Genomic DNA, 19,149 nt, shown 5'->3' on the forward strand with positions numbered 1-19,149 from the left:
GGGTGCGGCTTGCTCAGTGCGCGCCGGCGCCGGTCAGCGAGCGCACCTCCAACTCCGCGTACTTCTCCTCGTCGTGCTCCTTGGAGATGATCGTGCCGATCCAGCCACAGAGGAAGCCGAACGGGATGGAGAGGATGCCCGGGTTGGACAGCGGGAACCACTGCCAGTCGTGGTCCGGGAACATGGCGGTCGGCGCGCCCGAGACCACCGGCGAGAAGAACACCAGCAGCACCGCGGCCAGCAGACCGCCGTAGATCGCCCAGACCGCGCCGGAGGTGTTGAACCGCCGCCAGAACAGGCTGTAGAGGATCGCCGGCAGGTTGCCCGAGGCGGCCACCGCGAAGGCCAGCGCCACCAGGAACGCCACGTTCAGGTTCTGCGCGTAGATCGACAGGACGATCGAGATCGCGCCGATGACCAGGGCCGAGATCCGGGCCACCCGGACCTCCTGGCGCTCGGAGGCCTGCCCCTTCTTGAGCACGTTGGCGTAGAAGTCGTGCGCCAGGCTGGACGAGGAGGCCAGGGTGAGCCCGGCGACCACCGCCAGGATCGTGGCGAAGGCGACCGCGGCGATGATCGCCAGCAGGGCGGCCCCGCCGAGCTCGCCGCCGAGGAAGTCGATGCCGAGCGCCTCGGCGAGCTGCGGGGCGGCCGTGTTGCCGGCCTTGTCCTGCGCGGTGATCGCCTTGCTGCCGACCAGTGCCGCAGCACCGAAGCCGAGGGCGAGGGTGAGCAGGTAGAAGGTGCCGATGATGCCGATGGCCCAGAGCACGCTCTTGCGGGCGGTCTTCGCCGTCGGCACGGTGTAGAAGCGGATCAGGATGTGCGGCAGGCCGGCGGTGCCGAGCACCAGCGCGATGCCGAGCGAGAGCAGGTCCATCTTGTTGTAGAAGGTCTGCGTCGCGTCGCCAGCCACCTCGACGCCGTAGCGCAGCCCCGGTTCGAGGGTTGCGGTGCCCTTGCCCGAGGAGGCCGCGGCGGCACCGAGCAGCTCCGAGAGGTTGAAGTTGTACTTCGCCAGCACCAGCACGGTCATCAGCAGCGCGCCGGCCATCAGCAGGAACGCCTTGACGATCTGGACGTACGTGGTGCCCTTCATGCCGCCCACGGTGACGTAGATGATCATGAGGGCGCCGACCATGACGATCGTCGCGATCTTGGCGGTGTCGGCGTCCATGCCCAGGAACGTCGTGCCGGGCTTGATGCCGAGCAGCAGCGCCACCAGCGCGCCCGCGCCGACCATCTGGGCCAGCAGGTAGAAGATCGACACCGTGATGGTGGAGACGGCGGCGGCGGTCCGCACCGGGCGCTGCCGCATCCGGAAGGCCAGCACGTCGGCCATCGTGTACCGGCCGGAGTTGCGCAGCAGCTCCGCGACCAGCAGCAGCGCCACCAGCCAGGCGACCAGGAAGCCGATGGAGTAGAGGAAGCCGTCGTAGCCGTAGAGGGCGATCATGCCGGCGATGCCGAGGAAGGACGCCGCCGACATGTAGTCGCCGCCGATCGCCATGCCGTTCTGGAAGCCGGAGAAGGAGCGGCCCCCGGCGTAGAAGTCGGTGGCGGTCTTGGTCTGCCGGCTGGCCCAGATCGTGATGGCCAGGGTGATCGCCACGAAGACCAGGAAGAGCGTGATGGTCAGGTTGCGGGCGGTGGTGTTGCCCGCCTCAGCCGCGAGGACCGTGTTCATGGGTCACCTCCCCCATCTCGGCGCGGATCCGGTCGGCGACCGGGTCGATCCTGCGGTCGGCGAACCGGGCGTAGAGCCAGGCGATGAGGAACGTGGAGACGAACTGGAGCAGACCGAAGACCAGGGCGACGTTGATGTTGCTGTCGAACAGCCGCGTGCCCATGAAGTCCCGCGCGTACGCGCAGAGGATCACGTAGAGCGCGTACCAGAGGAAGAACGCGACGGTCATCGGGAAGATGAAGCCGCGCAGGGACCGACGCAGGCCGGCGAACTCGTCCGACCGCTGGACGGCAAGGTACCGCTCCGCCGTGGAATCGCCGGAGGCCGGCGTCGGCGACGCGGCCGGGGGCTTGTCGGACGCGGGAGTGTCCGTGGACATCTGGATCACCACCTTCACAGGCATAGGGGTTTCGCCGCACGGTAGAAACCCCGCCGGCCGCCCGGGAAGGGCGATATCGACCTTGGTCACCCCCTGCGCCGAGCGGTTACCTGCCTGCGCCCAGTGACTCAGGTCACTCCGCTAACCGGCGGGCGGCGTCGACGCCGCCTCGGCCCCCGGCTCAGGTCAGATCGTGGTACCGACCCCGGTAGTGCAGCAGCGGGGCGGTCTCCTCGGCGAGGTCGACGGCCTCGACGGTCGCCTCCACGAGCAGCGCCCAGCCGTACTCCCGGGCGTCGTCGAGCCGGCAGCCGGCCCAGCCGCCCGCGTCCGCCGGCACCGGCCCGTACTCGGTGTCGGTCCAGGAACCGGTGGCGAAGAGCCCGCCCGGCGACGGGAAGAGGCCGGCGAAGCGGTCGGCGAGCTGCCGGTGCGGCGGGCCCAGCGGCGCCACCGCGAACCGCCCCGCCGCCTGCACGGCCGCCCAGAGGTCCGACTCCGGGTCGATCAGCCCGAGCAGCCGGTCCGGCTCGCCCTCGGCGACCAGGGTCGACGAGACCGTCAGCCCCGCCGGCCCCGGGGCGCTCCACAGGGTCACCGGAGCCGCGAGGCGCCCGCGCAGCCGCCGCGCCCCGGACTTCTGCCCCGCCGGCACGGCGAACGGGTCGGTGTGGTGGATCTCGGCACCCGGCTCATGATTCACGTGAAACATTGTGCCGCCCCGGAGGCGGTCCGATCCGGGAACCGCTCGCGCCGGCGGCACCGACCCGTCACGCCTCGGTGGACAGGGCGCGGCGGGCGGCGGCCAGGACCACCGGGTCGGCGCAGCCGGCCGCGTACCCGGCGATCCGGCGGCGGATGTCGCGGTCGAGCAGCCACACCCCCACCCGGTCGGCGACCGGGCGCAGGAACGCCGGGCGGCAGCGGAAGTTGTACCGCCAGGTGGCGACCGACGTGCCCGGCTGCGGGCCGGGCGCGAACCGCCAGCCGCCCGCGAACATCTCGAAGAACCACGGGCCCCGGACCATCTTCATCCCGACGTTGGTGGGCGGCGCGAAGGAGACGTACTCGCTGACCATGGCCAGGCCGTGCCGGGACCGGGTGAAGGTCAGCACCCCCTTGCCGGGGCGGGTCGCGCCGTCGGTGAAGTGCTGCTCGCGGACGAACGGGTCCCAGCGGTAGCGCTCCGGCGCGACGGTCTGCGACACGGCGAAGGCAAGCTCGGGCGGGACGGGAACGGTGATCACCGCTTCGACGACGGGCACCGGCCCATTGTGTCCCCGCGCGCCAATCCCCGCCCGTCGCCGCCTTGCCGCGCCGCCGCCTTGCCGCGCCGCTGTCGTGTCCGCGCCGCCGCCTTGCCGCGCCGCCGTCTTCGGGGCCGGCGACGGGTGCGCGCGGGTCGTATCGTGCCGGGCATGGCCCGAGTGACACCGCAGCAGCTCGCCCTGAAGCGGGTGATCAGCATCGATTCCCTGTCGCGCAACGAGGTGGACCTGCGGGGCTACCCCCACCGGCACCTCGCGCTGGCCTCCGCTACCGGCCTGACGCGCTCCGCCGTCACCGAGCTGATGGAGGGCGTGGAGTACCTGGCGCAGTTCGGTTGGGAACTGGTCAGCATCACCGCACACGCTTCGGTCTTCTACGCGTTCCTCCGCCGCCGCTGACCGGGCGGCCGGCGGGTCAGCGGCGCGGGGTGACGGCGGTCAGCAGCTCCGGGGCCCGTCGGTCGAGGACCATCCCGGCGAGGTGGGTGCCGAGCAGGGCCGCGCCCAGCCCGTACCCGAGGCCGAACGGCAGGGCCAGCCAGAGCCACGCGTCGCCGAACAGCGCCGGCGCGACGAGCACCGGCACCGAGGCCACCGCCGTGCCGGCCATCGACAGCAGGGTGAGCAGGCCCTTCGCCATCCCGGCCCCACTGTTCATCGCGAACGGGTTGCTCGCCTCCGGCAGCTCGTACGCCCCCAGCACCGACAGCAGCGTGTTGATCGCCAGCCCCACCCCGTACGAGGTGAGCAGGGTGCCGGCCAGCAGGCCCAGCCACGCCGGCCGGCCCAGCAGCGTCGCCAGCAGGACCGCGACGACGGCGAGGATCGGCAGGACGTACACCGAGAAGGCCGCCGCGCGGGCCCGCAGCTCCAGCCGACCCGGCACCCCGGCCACGACGTTCGCCGCGTACGCGCTGCCGTCGAAGCCGAACTGGTTGGCCAGGGTGACCGAGGCGAGCACCCCGATGAGCAGGACCGAGGCGCTGGCCAGCGCGGGCGAGGAGTTGGGGTCGGCGAAGGCCAGCCCGCCGCTCGTCGAGAGCTTCGCCCCGCCGAAGTTGACCATCACCGGCACCAGGACCCCGACCACCAGGATCGAGATGAGGTTGGCCCGGCGCCGGGCGTCGCGCCACCAGTAGCGGCACTCCCGGGCGACCAGCGCGCCGAAGCGGTCCCGCCGCAGCCAGCCGACCGCCCGGGGGAAGAGCTGCGCGACGGGGCCGCCGACCGGGGCGCTGCGGGCCTTGGTCGGGCCGCCGGCGGTGCCCGCCATGGCCGACTCCAACGAGCGGGACCACCACCACAGCAGCGCCCCGATGGTCGCCGCGGTGATCAGCAGCTTCGGCGGGACCGCCCAGGCCCGGCCCTCGGCCACGTCGACGCCGATCGTCCACGGGGCGCCCAGCGGGGTCCACCCGATAACCCGGGCCACCCCGGTCAGCCGATCCCAGTCGGCCTGCCGCACGGTGGCCAGCACCACCAGCTGCAACGGGCCCAGCAACGCGGCGAGCAGCGCTAGCAGCACGCCCGCCAGGTCACGCACCTTGCGCGAGCGCAGCATGGTGGCGAACGCGCTGGTCACCGCGCGGCTGGCGGCGACGCAGAGGATCAGCCCCGCGACCACCCCGACGGCCGCGACCAGCGCCGCCGGCCAGCCGCCCAGCGCCCCGGCGGTGACGACCAGCCCGCCGGCCGACAGCAGCGACGCCACCGTCGGGACGCTGACCAGCGCGGCGGCCAGCAACCCGCCGACGAGGGTCCGGCGGGTCAGCGGCAGCAGGGCGAAGCGGGCCGGGTCGAGCGTCTCGTCGACGCCGAAGAAGACCAGCGGCAGCAGCAGCCAGCCGAGCACGAGCAGGCCGCCGCCGAACGCGGCGGCCATCGGCGCGTACGTCGGCTCGCCGGCCAGACCGGGGGCGGCCAGCAGGAAGAAGCCGGTGGTGGCGAACCAGAGCCCGCCCAGCACACCGCCCAGGAAGAGCGTGACCCGCCGACCCTGGCCACGGAAGCTGTTGCCCATCACCCGCAGCTTGAGCCGGACGAAGTGCCGGGCCGAGACCGCCCGGACCGGCTCGGCGGGGGGCGCGCTCACCGGGACAGCCACGCCAGCTCCTCGCCCGTGGCGGTGCGCCCGCCGACCACCTCGACGAAGACCTCCTCCAACGAGCGGTCCCCGCGCACCTCGGCGAGGGTGCCGACCTGCTTGATCGTCCCCTCGGCGAGGATCGCCACGTGGGAGCAGAGCCGCTCCACGACCTCCATCACGTGACTGGAGAAGACCACCGTCCCGCCACCGACGACGTACCGGTGCAGGATGTCGCGGATCAGCGCCGCCGACACCGGGTCCACCGCCTCGAACGGCTCGTCGAGCACCAGCAGCCGGGGGCCGTGCAGCAGGGCGCAGGCCAGGCCGATCTTCTTCTTCATCCCGGCCGAGTAGTCCACCACCAGGGTCCGGCCGGCGTCGCCGAGCGCGAGCACGTCGAGCAGCTCCGCCGCCCGCTGGTCGACCACCGCCGGGTCCATGCCGCGCAGCAGGCCGTGGTACGCCAACAGCTCCGCCCCGCTGAGCCGGTCGAAGAGCCGCGCGCCGTCCGGCAGCACGCCGAGGAGCCGCTTCGCGCCGACCGGGTCGGCCCACACGTCGTGCCCGAGCACCCGGGCGACACCCGCGTCCGGCCGCAGCAACCCGACCGCCATCGACAGGGTGGTGGTCTTGCCGGCGCCGTTCGGGCCGAGCAGCCCGTAGAACGAACCGGCCCGGACGTCGAGGTCGACGCCGGCCACCGCCACCCTGCCGTCGAACCGCTTGGCGAGGCCACGCAGAGCGAGTGCGGGGTGCTCAACAGTCATGTTGCGACGTTACCCGCTCGTCCTCGTCGCCACTGACCTCTCTCGACCGAGGGCCGCTGCCTCCTCCCGGCCGGTTATCGACCGGGATCTCCGGTGGTCGGTGGGGCGCTGTGCTCAGTGGGCGAAGCGGCCGTACCGACCACGGAGGAAGAGCAGGGGCTGCCCGTCCGTCCGCCCGTGCAGGTGATGCACCCGCAGCACCACGATGACGTGGTCGCCGGCGTCATGTTCGGCGTCCACCGTGCCCTCCACCCATGCGACCACATCGGCCAGCACCGGCGCGCCGCCGGGGGACAACGCCCAGTCGAGGTCGCGGAAGCGGTCCGCCCCGGGGCCGGCCATCCGCTCGCAGACGGCCTGCTGCTCGACGCCGAGGATGTTCACGCAGAGCCGCTCGGCGACGCGCATGAGCGGCCAGCTCCGGCTGTCCCGACGGACACAGAAGGAAACCAGCGGCGGGCGTAACGAGACCGACGTGAACGAGTTCACGGTCAGACCGACCGGACGCCCCGATCTTGGATCGAGGGCGGTCACCGTGGTCACGCCCGTGGCGAAATGGCCCAGGACATGGCGGAACTGTGCGTTGTCGACCGCTGAGGCGGGTGGGTTCACAGGCCTTTTCTCCCGTTCCGGTCGCCGTGGCCCGCGATGGCCTGGTGGCGGGCACGGAGCAATCGGCCGGCTGGCCGAATAAATGCCACAACCGCAGGGACGTCGCGTTTAGCCGACACGAATGCCAGCAGTGCGGCGAACAATTCGATGATGTCCGGAAATGTCGGTGTCAGAGCGCGCTGCAAGGTCAAAGCTGTCGTGATGATAACTGACGACCACTCCCCGTGCCCTCACTACTTTCCGTAACGGGGATCGGGGCGGGCAAGGGCTGTGGGCGGGTGGCGGCGCTGGCGGACGGCGACACGTCGTGGCAGCCAGAAGGGCCTGTTGTGATCTTGGTCGATGGATGATGGCGTCCCGGTGGTGGCGCGAAGGAATGCGGCGGTTTCCTTTACGCGGGCGCGATGTCGAGCGCCTAGACCGCACCCATGTGATCTATGTCACTATTGCCGTCAGTGATCTCTTGGTAGCGTGTCGCAAGCATCGCATCGGATAACGCATTGGCGCGTGTCGTCATGCATTCGTTGAGCTCGCGCATTCAGGGGGGAATGTGTTGCCGGCAAAGAGCCCATCGACAGTGCCCTCACTCGTGGAACGCTGGGTCCGCAGTCACCCCGATGGTGCAGCCGTTTTCGACCCGACCTGCCAAGAAACGCTGAGCTACGCAGAATTGTGGCAGCACTCCGGGGCGCTGGCCGGGCACCTCCGCCGGTTGGGCGTCGACCGGGGCGCGGTGGTAGCCCTCTCCCTGCCGCGCGGTCGGTCGCTGATCGTGGCGATGCTCGCGGTGGCGCGCGCCGGCGCGGCGTACCTGCCGATCGATTCGGCGGCGCCGGTGGACCGGGTGCGCCGGACGCTGGCGACCGCGGGCGTCTCGGTCGTGATCGCCGCCCATGACGAGCCGTGGCTCGGTGCCGCCCAGCGGGTCGACCCGGCCGTCGCCGAGGCCCCGACCGCCGAGGACCCGACCGCCGCGAGCCAGCTCCCGGAGCTGGCCGACGCGGACGACCCGATCTACGTCATGTTCACGTCCGGCTCGACCGGCGAGCCGAAAGGGGTCGTGGTCCCGCACCGGGCGGTGGAACGACTGGTGGTCGAGCCGCTGTTCTGCACCGTCGCGCCCGGCCATCGCGTGGCCCACACCTCGAACCCGGCGTTCGACGCCAGCACCTTCGAGGTCTGGGGTCCGCTCGTCGCCGGGGGCTGCGTGGTGCCCCTGCCCGCGGTGACCGACCTGTCCCTCGACGAGTGGACGGCACGCCTTGCCGACCTGTCGATCGACGCGTTGTTCCTGACCACCTCGTTGTTCCACCTGATCAGCCGGGAACGTCCGGCCGCGCTGAGGACGGTCGGCACCGTCCTCGTCGGCGGTGAGCAGCTCGACCTGTCCGCAGTGCGGCGGGTGCTCGCCGACTCGCCGCCCGCGCGGTTGGTCAACGGGTACGGCCCGACCGAGACCACCACCTTCGCCGCGTACCACGACTGCACCGCCGAGAGCCTCGCCGGCCGGGACCGGGTCCCAGTGGGCCGTCCCCTGCAGCGCACCAGCCTGCACGTCTTCGGCCCCGGCCTCGTCGAGGTCCCGTCCGGCGAGGTCGGCGAGCTGTACATCGGCGGCCCCGGTGTCGCCCTGGGGTACCTGGGCCGTCCCGACCTGACCGCGGAGCGGTTCGTCACCCGCCCCGGCATCGACGGCCGGCTCTACCGCTCCGGCGACCTGGCCCGCCGGCTCCCCGATGGGGTCATCGAGGTGCTGGGCCGGCGGGATCGACAGGTGAAGGTGCGTGGCTTCCGCATCGAGCTGGACGAGGTCGAGCTGGCCGTCGTCGCCACCGGCCTGGCCGACGCGGCGTACGCGGAGAAGCTCGGCGACGGGCCGCAGGCGCTGCTCGCCGTGGCTGTCGTGCCGGCGGCCGAGGCGCTAGATCTCGCCGAGTTGACCCGGCGGGTGGCCGAGCAGGTCCCCGGCTACATGGTGCCCGCTCGATGGGTTCCGCTCAGCCGACCGCCGATCGGGCCGACGGGCAAGGTCGACCGGGCTGCGATCGCCCGGCTGCTGGCCGACTCCACGGCCACCGCCGATCTCCCTGCCGCCGATCCCGACACGGCCGGGTCGCAGGCCGATCCGGTGGCCACCGCCCTGCGGGTGATCTGGCGGGACGTGGTCGGCAGCGAGCCCACCCCGACCCGCAACTTTCTCGAGATGGGCGGCAACTCCATCATGGCGGTCCAGCTCGCCGGGCGGGTCCAGGACCGACTCGGCGTCCGATCCGAGCCGCACGACGTGCTGCTGGCCGAGTCGTTCACCCACCTCGCCGACCAGATCAGGGCCGCCCTCGAACGCACACACTGATCGATCACCGGGGACCACGCGCACGCGCCGAGCCCGTCGTCGGGCTGACCTCGGCGAGCGCAGGCGACGACGAGAGGAAGCGAATGGACACCCGATCGCCCGGGTCGATGCCGGAGACCCACCGCCCGGAGCGCGGCCCGCTGTCCTTCGCGCAGGAGCGGTTGTGGCTGATCGACGCCGCCGCCCCCGGTGCGGCCACCTACCTCGTTCCGGTGCTGCTGCGTTGGCAGGGCCGGGTCGACCCGGCCCTGCTCGGCGCCGCGCTGACCGCCGTGCTGGCCCGGCACGAGCCACTGCGTACCGGCTACCGCCTGCGCGGCGACGAACCGGAACAGTTCGTCGGTCCGGCGACCGACGTGCCGGTCCAGGTGGTCCGGACCCCCGGCGGGTCCTGGACCGACGTCCAGGACGAGGTACGTCGGTTCAGCTCCGCGCCGCTGGACCTCACCACCGGGCACGTGCTGCGCTGCGCCGCGTTCCTCGGTCTCAACGGCGGCGACGCCGTGCTGCTGGTGCTGCACCATGTCGCCTTCGACGGCTGGTCGATGGGGCGGCTCTGCGCCGACCTCGCGACGGCCTACGCGGCCGGTGTCGCCGGCCGGCGAACCGACCTGCCCGCTGTCGCGACCCGCTTCATCGAGCTGGCGCGGCGCGACCGGGAGGCGGGAAGCCGCCCCGACGCGCGCGCCGCGGTGGCGGAGCGGGCTGCGGAACTCCTTGCCGCCGGGCCCGGGCTCACCCTGGCCGGGGCGCTGCCCCCCGCACCGGGCCGCGCCGTGGTGCGCGCGGGCGGCGAGGTGGTCACCGTCCTCCCCGCTGGGCTCTGGGACCGCGTCACCGAGTTGGCGGCCGAACACCGCATCACCCCGTTCGTGCTCTTCGGCACCGGGTTCCAGGTGCTGCTGAGCCTCTGGTCCGGCCGCGACAGCTTCCGGTACGGAGTCGTCGCCGCCAACCGGCCCGGCCCCGAGGCCGACGACGTGGTCGGCTTCTTCGTCAACACCGTGCCGCTGCTGGCCCGGTTGGGCGGGGCGGAGGACTTCGCGCAGTCGTGCGCCGAGGCCCGGGGCGAGGCGTTCCGGACCCTGCTCCATCAACGCCTGCCGTACCACCACCTCACGGCCGTGGCACGTACCGAACTGGTCGAGGTCGCCTTCGCCCTGCAGAACTTCCCCGTGCCCGGCCCGGAGGTTCCGGTGCGCTGGGCGCTGCCCGAGGTGCTGCCCAACGGCACCGCCAAGTTCGACCTGATGCTCACCGTCGAGGAACGAGCCGACGGCTGGTACGCCCGCTGGGAGTACGACCTGGCCCGCTACCCCAGGGCGGTGGTGACGGCGCTGGCCCAGGCGTACCTCGGGTTGCTCGGGACCGTGACGGAGCGGTTCGCCGTGCCCCTGGCGGAGTTGAAACGATTCGGTCCGGACCCGGCCTGGACGACGACCGCCCCGGCCGCGACCGCGACGCCGGTGACCGCGACGGCCCCGGCAGCCCCGGTGCCGGAGGCGGCCGTACGCCGTGCGGCCGAGTGCTTCGCCACGGCGCTGACCGACCTCGGCGACGAGCCGGCGGAGGTGATCGCGGCCGGGCTGACCCCGGCCACCGACTTCTTCGCCCTCGGCGGCCACTCCCTGCTGGTCGTCACCATGCTGCGCCGGATCGAACGCGAGGACGGCGTCGTGCTGGCGGCGCGCGACTTCCTGGCCGACCCGACGGTGGCCGGCCTGGCCCGGCTGCTGGCGGCGCCGCCTCGGGTGGCCGTCGCCGCGCCGTCGTCCAGCGACGGCCGGCAGGTCACCAGCCCGGCGCAGCAACGCTTCTGGTCCGTCGACCGCCTGCCGTGGCTGCGGCAGGCGTACCTGGTCCCCACCGTGGTGGACCTCGCCGGTGAGATCGACGTCGAGCGACTACGCGCCGCCGTCGAGGCCGTGCTGGCCCGGCATCCGGCCCTGCGGGCACGCTTCGAGCTCGACCGCCGGCAGCGCCGCGTCTACCACCGCACGGACGGTCCCGCCGGTGATGTCACCCTGGTCGACGCCGCCGGCTGGACCGACGAGCAGGTGGGCGAGGCCGTGGCGCAGTGGAGCTGGGCGGGCTTCGACCTGGCCCGTGCGGCACCGGCCCGGGCGCACCTGCTGGACCGGGGCGAGCGGGGCGTCACCCTCGTCGTCGTCGTCCACCACATCGTCTTCGACGGCTGGTCGCGGCAGTTGCTGATGCGACAGATCGGGGCGGCGTACCGGGGCGAGGAGCTGCCCGAGCCGGTGGCCGAGACCGGCCACACCGATCCCGACGACACCGCGCAGTCCGATACGCGGGCGGTGGTGCAGGCACTCACCGACGCGCCCGTGGACGTGGTCCTGCCGTACGACAGGGGCCGGGGCGAGAACCAGGAGACCCGGGCGGGCCGGCTGACCTGCGACCTCGACCCGACCCGGGCCGACCGACTGCGCAAGGTCGCCGCCGACGCCGGCTGCACCATGTTCATGGTCTCGGCCGCGCTGCTGGCCGTGGCGCTGGCCCGCGTCGGCGGCCAGCGCGACTTCCTCTTCGCCTTCCCCTGGTCGCAGCGGACGGGGGCGCGCCGCGCCGACGCGGTGGGCTTGTTCATCGACACGCTCGTGTTGCGCGCCGACGCCAGCGGCGAGCCGACCTGGCCGGAGCTGCTCGCCCGGGTACGGGACGCGGCCAACCTGAGCTTCCGGCACTCCGCGGCGCCGTTCGACGCGGTCGCCGGCGCGTTGCATCCCGACCGCGACCTCGGTCGGCCCCCGGTGACGCCGGTCTACCTCAGCGCCGAGGACGGCGAACTGTCGGCCCCGGACCTCGGGCCGGATGCCACCGCCACCATTCGCCCGCTCGACCCGCTGCACCTCAAGTACGAGATCGAGCTCACCGTCATCGACCGGCGACAGGACCTGCGGTGGGAGCTGGTGTACTCCGCAGCCCTCTTCGATCCGGCCACCGCACGCACCATCCTGCACGCGGTCACCACCGCGGCGGACGACCTCATCCGGCAGCCCACCGCTCGACCACTGGAGGGACGATGACCACCCCCCTGACGGAGGACCAACTGTTAGATCGGGTCAGGGCCGCCTGGGCCGAGGTGCTCGACGTCGAAGACCCGGACCGCCTCGACCCGGACCAGAACTTCCTGGAGGCCGGTGGCAGCTCACTGCTGCTCATCATGCTCTGGGAGGACCTGCACGAGCTCACCGAACGCTCGTTGCGGGTGTCCGACCTGTTCCAGCACGCCACGATCCGGGCGCAGGCCCGGCTGCTGGCCGGCGTCGGCGAGGAGGCGCGGCCACAGGTGACCGGCGCCAGCCAGCGCCGCGCCCTGCTCGGCCGGGCCCGGACGGCGGAGGTGACGCGCCCGTCATGACCGAGATCTCCGACACCGACATCGCCGTCGTGGGGACGGCCTGCCGCTTCCCCGACGCGTGGAACCCCGAGCAGTACTGGCGCAACGTCGACACCGGCGCGGTCTCCATGCGGGAGCTGACCGACGAGCAGCTCCGCGCGGCCGGGCACAGCGAGGAGGCGACGCGGCAGCCGGGCTTCGTCCGGGTCGGCGCGACCCTGCCGGGCGTGGCCGACTTCGCCGCCGACTTCTTCGGATACACCCCCCGGGAGGTCGACGCCATCGACCCGCAGCAGCGCATCTTCCTGGAGTCCTGCTGGGAGGCGCTGGAGTCGGCGGGCCTGACGCCGGGCGCGGGCCGCCTGGTGACCGGGGTGTTCGCCAGCAGCGCCGCCGGCAACTACTCGGCGGCGGTCTTCGCCGCCAAGGTCCGCGACCAGGGGCTGGCCGCCGCGATCGGGGACCTGGACCTCACCGTCGGCGGGCAGGCCGACTTCATGACCTCGCGGACGGCCTACAAGCTCGGCCTGCGGGGGCCGTCGGTCAGCGTCCAGACCGGATGCTCCTCCTCGTTGTACGCGGTGCACTACGGAATGCTGAGTCTGCTCGCCGGTGAGTGCGACGTGGTGCTCGCCGGGGGTGCGACCGTCGTGGAGCCGCTGCTCGGATACCTGCCGATCCCCGGGGCCTGGGTCTCCGAGGACGGATACGTCCGGTCCTTCGACGCGAGCAGCAGCGGCACCACCTACGGCTCCGGGGTCGGGGTGGTGGCCCTGCGCCGGCTCGCCGACGCGCTTGCCGACGGCAACCCCGTGCTGGCCGTGTTGCGTGGTTCGGCGGTCGGCAACGACGGTGGCGCGCGACTCGGCTACGCCGCCCCGAATCTCGACGGGGTGGCGGACGTGATCGCGGCAGCGCTGTCGGTCGCGGGTGTCTCCGCCGGCGAGGTCCGGTACGTCGAGGCACACGGCACCGGTACGCCGCTGGGCGACCACATCGAGCTGCTGGCCCTCACCGAGGCGTTTCGGCGCAGCACCGACGAGGTGGGCTACTGCGGTCTCGGCTCGGTGATGTCCAACATCGGGCACCTCGGCCCGGCCGCCGGCATCGCCGGGTTGATCAAGGCCGTCCATGTGGCCGGCACCGGAACGCTGCCCCCGCACCCGACCTTCGAGACCGCCCGTGACCCGGCGGAGCTGGAGAAGAGCCCGTTCTTCATCAGCACCGCCCGGCGGGAGTGCCCCGATCCGGACCGGTTGGTGCTGGTCAACTCCATGGGCGTGGGCGGCACCAACGCCGCCATGGTGGTGGCCGCGCCGCCGGCACCGACCCGGCCGGCCGCGCCGGTCGCACCGGTCGTCCGACTGAACGTCTCCGCCCGCAACCGGGTGGAGCTGGACCAGCTCTGCCGGGCGCTGGCCGATCGGCTGGACGGCGATCCCACGCAGGCGGCGGACGTCGCGTACACCCTGCGGGTCGGACGGGCGGTCTTCGACGAGCGGCGGGTGGTGACCGCCCCGGCGGAGCGCCTCGCGGCGGCGCTGCGGCTGCCTCGCCCACCGGCCGTCCGTACGGTGCGGGCCGCCCACCGCACCGCGGTCGTCGTGGCGGGGGAGCAGGTGACGGCCGCGAGGCTGGCCGCGCTGCGGGCCGCGCTGCCCGGCTCGGCCGTGGTCGACCGGCTCGACCTCGCCGGCGACCGGTATGCGGTGGTGCTGGAGGAGACCGGCGCCGGAGCGGAGCTGACCGCTTCGCGGGGGGTCGTGGTGCCCGCCGCGGACGACGGCTGGGACGAGGCGCTGAGCACCGCCTGGCTGCACGGGGTGACGGTCGACTGGGAGGCGCTCAGCGGCCCGGTGGGTCGGCGGATAGGCCTACCGACGTACCCGTTCCAGCGCAAGCGGTACTGGCCGCTGGACCACCTCGACGTGTTCCGCCGGCAACCGGCGCCCGCGCCGGCGGAGGCGGACCGGGCGACGGCGGGGGACTCGATCGAGGAGAGCGTCGCCGGCATCTGGCGGGAGCTGTTCGACCGGGCGGACGTCGGGCTGGACGACGAGTTCGGCACGCTGGGCGGCACGTCGCTGCTCTCGGTGCAGATGGTGCTGCGGATCCAGCAGCAGTACGGCGTCCTGATCAACCTGCACCGGGCCGGCGGCAGCCGGGCCACCGTGCGCCGGCTCGCCGAGATCGTCCGGGCCGGCGTGACCCCCGACAGGCAGAGCGCGGCCGACCGGGACGGCGAGCTGATCGACGCGGACCTGGCGCTGCCGATCGGGCCGATGGCGCAGCGGCGCGCGCCGGGCCGGGACGTGCTGCTCACCGGGGCCGCGGGCTACCTCGGCGCCTTCCTCCTGCACGAGTTGCAGCGCGCCGGCCGGGGACGCATCCACTGCGTGGTGCGGGCCCCGGACGAGCAGGCGGGTATGCGGCGGCTGCGGGAGGCCGCCGCGCGGCTGGGTCTGCCGGAGCCGGATCCCGACCTGGTCCGGGTCGTCCCGGCGGACCTGCGGGACTTCGCCGGCACGGGCGCCGTGGACCTCGACGGCGAGCTCGCCGAGCAGGTCGGGCACGTGCTGCACTGCGCGGCCCGGGTGGTCTTCACCGAGCCGTACCGGACGCTGCGGGAGGACAACGTCCTGCCGATGGCGGGCCTGCTGAACTGGATGTGCCGGCACGGCATCCGGGACTTCAGCTACGTGTCGACCCTGGCCGCGACCGGTGCGGCGGCGGGCACGGGGGGCGTCCGGCTGGAGACCCGCAAGCAGCCGCTGCACGCCGACCTCGGTGGCTACGGGGTGAGCAAGTGGGTCGGCGAGCGGCTGTTGGAGAAGGCCGAGGAGGTCGGCGTGCGTGGCCGGGTCTTCCGACCCGGTCTGATCATGGCGGCCCGGGACAGCGGCGCCTGCAATCACAAGGACCTGGTCTGGCGGATGCTCGCCAGCGGCCTCGCCGTCGGCGCCCACCCCACCGACGAGCGCGCCGAACCGGTCTCCCCGGTCGACGTGGTGGCTCGGGCGGTCGTGTCGCTGGCGCTGTCGCCGTCCTCGGCCGGCAGGGTCTACCACCTGGCCGACGAGCGTTCCATCAGCACCCGGGAACTGTTCGACATGCTCGGCCGGGCCGGCCTGACGACCGAGCCGATGCCGTTGCCGCAGTGGCAGCGGCGGGTGGCCGAACGGGCGCTGGACGGCGGCAGCGAGGTGATGTCGGCCGTTGCCCTCTACGAGTTGGAGGGTCACGAGCTGGCCGAGGACGACGTGCAGGTCCGGGGTTGGCAGTCCTGGCTGCGTAAGCAGGGCCTCTCCGCCGCCGTCACCCCCGAGCAACTGCGCCGGGGCCTGGTTTTCCTGGCCGAACGCCACGAGGAGTTCGCCGCGCTCCTGCCCGAACTGGCCGGGCGGCGGGGCGACGAAGCCACCGCGATCGAGGAGCGGGTATGAAGCAGCGACATGTCGCCGTGCTGGGCGCGGGAGTGATGGGCAGCGCGATCGCCGCCCTTGCCCTCGGTAACGGCCTGCCGGTCACCCTGGTCGACGTCGACCCGGCCGTACTGGAACGGGCCGGGGCAGAGGTCAACCGCCACCTGCGGCTGGCCCGGCTGATGGGGGCGCAGGCCGGGACGGAGACGGGCGCACTGCGTACCACCGTGGAACTCGCCGAGATCGCCGACGCGGACGTGGTCGTCGAAGCGGTCACCGAGCTCGCCGACGTCAAGGCGAAGGTGCTCGCCGAGGCTTCCGCGCTGATCGGCCCGGAGGTGCTGGTGCTCACCAACACCTCCGCCATCCCGGTGGACGAGCTGGCCGGGGCGGTCGTCCACCCCGAGCGCACCGTCGGCGCCCACTTCATGAACCCGCCGTACCTGATCAAGACCGTCGAGGTGATCCGTGGGCCGCGCAGTTCCGGCGCCGCGCTGGCGCTCGCGCGGGACTTCCTGGCCAGCCTGGGCCGGGAGGTCGTGGTGGTCGGCGACGGACCGGGTTTCGTGATCAACCGGGTGCTGCAACGGATGATCAACGAAGCGGCCCGCATCGCGGAGGAAGGGCTCGCCACGCCGGAGGAGATCGACTCGCTCTTCACGGGCTGCCTCGGACACCGCACCGGGCCGCTGGCCACGGCCGATCTGATCGGGCTGGACAACGTCGTCGACTCGCTGCGGGTGCTGCGGGACCGGACGGGCGACCAGGGTTACGAGCCGGCCGCGCTGCTGCTGGCCAAGGTCGCCGACGGCGACTTCGGGCGCAAGACCGGGCGCGGATTCTACGAACACAGGGGGATCAAGTGAGCTCATCCAGCACCGACCAGCACATCCTGAGCCCGGGATCGATCCGTGGTCAGCTCACCGCATTCCTGGAGCGGCAGACCAAACGAGCCATCGAGCCGGAGCTCGACATCTTCGCCGCCGGTCTGGTCTCGTCACTGTTCGCACTGGAGTTGGTGGTGCACATCGAGTCGACGTTCGGCGTCACCGTCGGCGGCCCCGACCTCCGGCTCGACAACTTCCGCACGGTCGACCGGATGACCGAGCTGGTCCTGCGGCTGCGCGGGGAGTCCGATGACTGAGCGGTGGTCGGAGGCGGCGGCGTTGGTCGCCGCCGCAGTGGGCGATCGTGCGGAGACCTGGGACCGCACCGGCCAGCTTCCCCTGCAGACCCTGCGCGAGCTGGGCACCAAGGGAGTGCTCTGCGCGCAGATCCCCCAGGAGTACGGCGGCCTCGGCCTCTCCAGCCTGGACAACGGCGAGCTGACCGCTTCCGTCGGATCCCGGTGCAGCTCGCTGCGGAGCGTCCTCACCTCGCAGGGCATGGCGGCGTGGACCATCCTGCGGCTCGGCTCGGCCAACCAACGGCGTACCCAGCTGGCCGCGTTGACCACCGGGAGCCTCGCCGGGGTGGCCTTCAGTGAGCCCGAGGCGGGCAGCGACCTCTCCGCGATGAGCACCCGGATCAGCGAGGACGGCTCCGCCCTCAGGATCGACGGGCGGAAGGTGTGGATCACCGTCGGCGCCTACGCCGACCTGCTGGTGGTCTTCGGCCGGTTCGGCGACGAGGCGGCCGCGGTGCTGGTACCGGCGGACACGCCGGGCGTGACCATCGAGCGGGTGGCCGACCCACTCGGCTGCCGGGCGGCCGGCCACGCCGACATCCACTTCGACGGGGTACGCCTGCCGAGGGACGCGGTGCTCGGCGGGGCGGCCATGCCGCTCGGCCTGATCGCCTCCACCGCCTTGACGTACGGCCGGCTCTCGGTGGCCTGGGGCTGTGTGGGAATCCTCCGCAGTTGCCTGGCCGAAGCCGCCCGGCACGCCAGCTCCCGGGTCCAGGGCGGGGCCGCGCTCTCCTCCCACCAGCTCGTCCGGCGTCACCTGGCCGAGTTGACGGTGGCCGAACAGGCCGCGACCCGACTGTGTGAGCACGCCAGCCGGTGCTGGGACGCGCGCACGTCCGACCTGGTCGTCACCGCCGTGCTGGCCAAGCACTTCGCGGCCACCCGGGCCGCGGCGGGAGCGAGCACGGCGGTCCAGGTGCTCGCGTCCGCCGGCAGCCGGGACGGGCACCCGGTGGCCCGCGCCTACCGGGACGCCAAGCTCATGGAGCTCATCGAGGGGAGCAACGAGATGTCCCAGCTGATGCTGGCCGATCACGCCTTGGCGGCCTGGTCGTGAGCGTGGGCATCGGGGCCGTCCGCTGCGTCCTGCCGGAGCGTGGCACCCCCGTCACCGAACTGCCCGAGATCGACTCGTTGCGGACGGAGGAGCGCGAGTTCGTCACGACCTGTGGCATCGACCGGGTCGGGGTGTTTCCGGACGCGCCGACCACGGACTTCGCCGTCCAGGCATGTCAGGAGCTGGGCAAGGCGACACCGCTGGACCCGGACGTGCTGATCATGGTGGGGTCGCGCGCGCCGGACGTCCTGCTCGGCTCCGACTCGGGGCGACTGCAGCTCGACGGCGGCTTCGACCGCGCGTTCGCCTTCACCCTGGACGGTCTCGGCTGCACCGGCTCCAGCGCCGCCTGGGGGCTCGCCCGGGACCTCCTGGTCGCCGACCCGACCCGGCAGAGTGTGCTGATCGCGCACGCCAGCCGCCCCACCGGAGTCGACCGGGTGCGTTTCCCGGTGACGGTGATCGGCGACGGGGCGTACGCGATGACCATCGTCCGGGACGGCCGCCCCGCCCTGGTGGCGCACCGGCAGGAGAGCGACGGCACGTTCCACGACCTGTTCCGGGTGGACTACAAACAGGCGCCCTGGTACGAGTGGCGCGAGGAGTGCGCCTCCCCCGACCGGTACCGCTTCGAGCTGGCGCTGCACAGCCGGCAACGGCTCGGCCGAATGGTCGACACCGTCCTCGCCGACGCCGGGATCACCAAGGCCGACGTCGCCGCGACCCTGATGCAGAACGTGACGGCGAGCGCGTACGGCTTCTACCAGTCCCTGCTCGGGCTGCCCATCCACCCGGTCTGCCAACGCCAACTGGCCGAGTACGGCCACCTCGGCGCCATGGACGTCGTGCTCAACCTGGATCGGCTGCTGGCCGACGGCGACGTCGCCCCTGGCGACCATGTCCTGGTTCTCAACAACAGTCCCGTGGCGGCCTGGGCGGCCACGGTCTGGCACGTCTGACGAAGGAGA

16 protein-coding genes are annotated in these 19,149 nt (G+C 72.8%); 9 read left to right on the top strand and 7 right to left on the bottom strand.

The window, feature by feature from the left end; genetic code table 11:
• Window positions 1-13: 13 nt before the first annotated feature.
• From ACLQ2V_RS16070 to ACLQ2V_RS16085, 4 genes are all read right to left on the bottom strand, one after another.
• Window positions 14-1,687: a solute symporter family protein gene (locus tag ACLQ2V_RS16070; RefSeq protein WP_425719282.1), complete on the bottom strand. Its 1,674-nt coding sequence runs from the start codon at window positions 1,685-1,687 to the stop codon at window positions 14-16.
• Window positions 1,665-2,066 (bottom strand): DUF485 domain-containing protein, encoded by a 402-nt coding sequence (locus ACLQ2V_RS16075; RefSeq protein ID WP_425719283.1) that lies wholly within the window; start codon window positions 2,064-2,066, stop codon window positions 1,665-1,667. Before ACLQ2V_RS16075 ends, ACLQ2V_RS16070 begins: the two co-directional genes overlap by 23 nt.
• Before the next feature lie 181 nt (window positions 2,067-2,247).
• Window positions 2,248-2,778: a flavin reductase family protein gene (locus ACLQ2V_RS16080; protein ID WP_425719284.1), complete on the bottom strand. Its 531-nt coding sequence runs from the start codon at window positions 2,776-2,778 to the stop codon at window positions 2,248-2,250.
• 58 nt (window positions 2,779-2,836) lie between these two features.
• A complete protein-coding gene (locus ACLQ2V_RS16085) occupies window positions 2,837-3,331 on the bottom strand; it encodes an SRPBCC family protein (protein WP_425719285.1) in 495 nt (164 codons plus the stop codon).
• Window positions 3,332-3,484: 153 nt separating this feature from the next.
• Between ACLQ2V_RS16085 and ACLQ2V_RS16090 the strand changes: the two genes are divergently transcribed.
• Window positions 3,485-3,733 (top strand): hypothetical protein, encoded by a 249-nt coding sequence (locus tag ACLQ2V_RS16090; RefSeq protein WP_425719286.1) that lies wholly within the window; start codon window positions 3,485-3,487, stop codon window positions 3,731-3,733.
• 16 nt (window positions 3,734-3,749) lie between these two features.
• Here ACLQ2V_RS16090 and ACLQ2V_RS16095 read toward each other — a convergent pair whose 3' ends face one another.
• The 3 genes from ACLQ2V_RS16095 to ACLQ2V_RS16105 form a co-directional block, all read right to left on the bottom strand.
• Entirely contained in the window at window positions 3,750-5,438 is a 1,689-nt protein-coding gene (locus ACLQ2V_RS16095) for an ABC transporter permease (RefSeq protein WP_425719287.1), read from the bottom strand.
• Window positions 5,423-6,187 (bottom strand): ABC transporter ATP-binding protein, encoded by a 765-nt coding sequence (locus ACLQ2V_RS16100; RefSeq protein ID WP_425719288.1) that lies wholly within the window; start codon window positions 6,185-6,187, stop codon window positions 5,423-5,425. The genes ACLQ2V_RS16095 and ACLQ2V_RS16100 overlap by 16 nt, the downstream gene beginning before the upstream one ends.
• 114 nt (window positions 6,188-6,301) lie before the next feature.
• Window positions 6,302-6,799, bottom strand: coding sequence for a flavin reductase family protein (locus ACLQ2V_RS16105; RefSeq protein WP_425719289.1), 498 nt, complete (start codon window positions 6,797-6,799; stop codon window positions 6,302-6,304).
• 589 nt (window positions 6,800-7,388) lie between these two features.
• On the opposite strand from ACLQ2V_RS16105, the gene ACLQ2V_RS16110 reads away from it, so the two are divergent.
• From ACLQ2V_RS16110 to ACLQ2V_RS16145, 8 genes are all read left to right on the top strand, one after another.
• A complete protein-coding gene (locus tag ACLQ2V_RS16110; protein WP_425719290.1) occupies window positions 7,389-9,152 on the top strand; it encodes a non-ribosomal peptide synthetase in 1,764 nt (587 codons plus the stop codon).
• Window positions 9,153-9,235: 83 nt separating this feature from the next.
• Complete coding sequence (locus ACLQ2V_RS16115; protein WP_425719291.1) at window positions 9,236-12,199, top strand: condensation domain-containing protein; 2,964 nt, start codon at window positions 9,236-9,238, stop codon at window positions 12,197-12,199.
• On the top strand, window positions 12,196-12,534 hold the full coding sequence (locus tag ACLQ2V_RS16120) for an acyl carrier protein (protein ID WP_425719292.1): 339 nt from the start codon (window positions 12,196-12,198) through the stop codon (window positions 12,532-12,534). Before ACLQ2V_RS16115 ends, ACLQ2V_RS16120 begins: the two co-directional genes overlap by 4 nt.
• Complete coding sequence (locus ACLQ2V_RS16125; protein WP_425719293.1) at window positions 12,531-15,956, top strand: thioester reductase domain-containing protein; 3,426 nt, start codon at window positions 12,531-12,533, stop codon at window positions 15,954-15,956. The genes ACLQ2V_RS16120 and ACLQ2V_RS16125 overlap by 4 nt, the downstream gene beginning before the upstream one ends.
• The gene (locus tag ACLQ2V_RS16130; RefSeq protein WP_425719294.1) at window positions 15,953-16,801 is read left to right on the top strand and encodes a 3-hydroxyacyl-CoA dehydrogenase family protein; all 849 of its coding nucleotides are present in this window, start codon (window positions 15,953-15,955) and stop codon (window positions 16,799-16,801) included. Before ACLQ2V_RS16125 ends, ACLQ2V_RS16130 begins: the two co-directional genes overlap by 4 nt.
• Window positions 16,798-17,079, top strand: a complete 282-nt coding sequence (locus ACLQ2V_RS16135; protein ID WP_425719295.1) for an acyl carrier protein — start codon at window positions 16,798-16,800, stop codon at window positions 17,077-17,079. Before ACLQ2V_RS16130 ends, ACLQ2V_RS16135 begins: the two co-directional genes overlap by 4 nt.
• Window positions 17,072-18,181, top strand: coding sequence for an acyl-CoA dehydrogenase family protein (locus ACLQ2V_RS16140; protein ID WP_425719296.1), 1,110 nt, complete (start codon window positions 17,072-17,074; stop codon window positions 18,179-18,181). The genes ACLQ2V_RS16135 and ACLQ2V_RS16140 overlap by 8 nt, the downstream gene beginning before the upstream one ends.
• Complete coding sequence (locus ACLQ2V_RS16145) at window positions 18,178-19,140, top strand: 3-oxoacyl-[acyl-carrier-protein] synthase III C-terminal domain-containing protein (protein ID WP_425719297.1); 963 nt, start codon at window positions 18,178-18,180, stop codon at window positions 19,138-19,140. The genes ACLQ2V_RS16140 and ACLQ2V_RS16145 overlap by 4 nt, the downstream gene beginning before the upstream one ends.
• Window positions 19,141-19,149 lie beyond the last annotated feature (9 nt).

It is taken from the genome of Micromonospora sp. DT233, from assembly GCF_049841815.1.
GTDB lineage: Bacteria > Actinomycetota > Actinomycetes > Mycobacteriales > Micromonosporaceae > Micromonospora.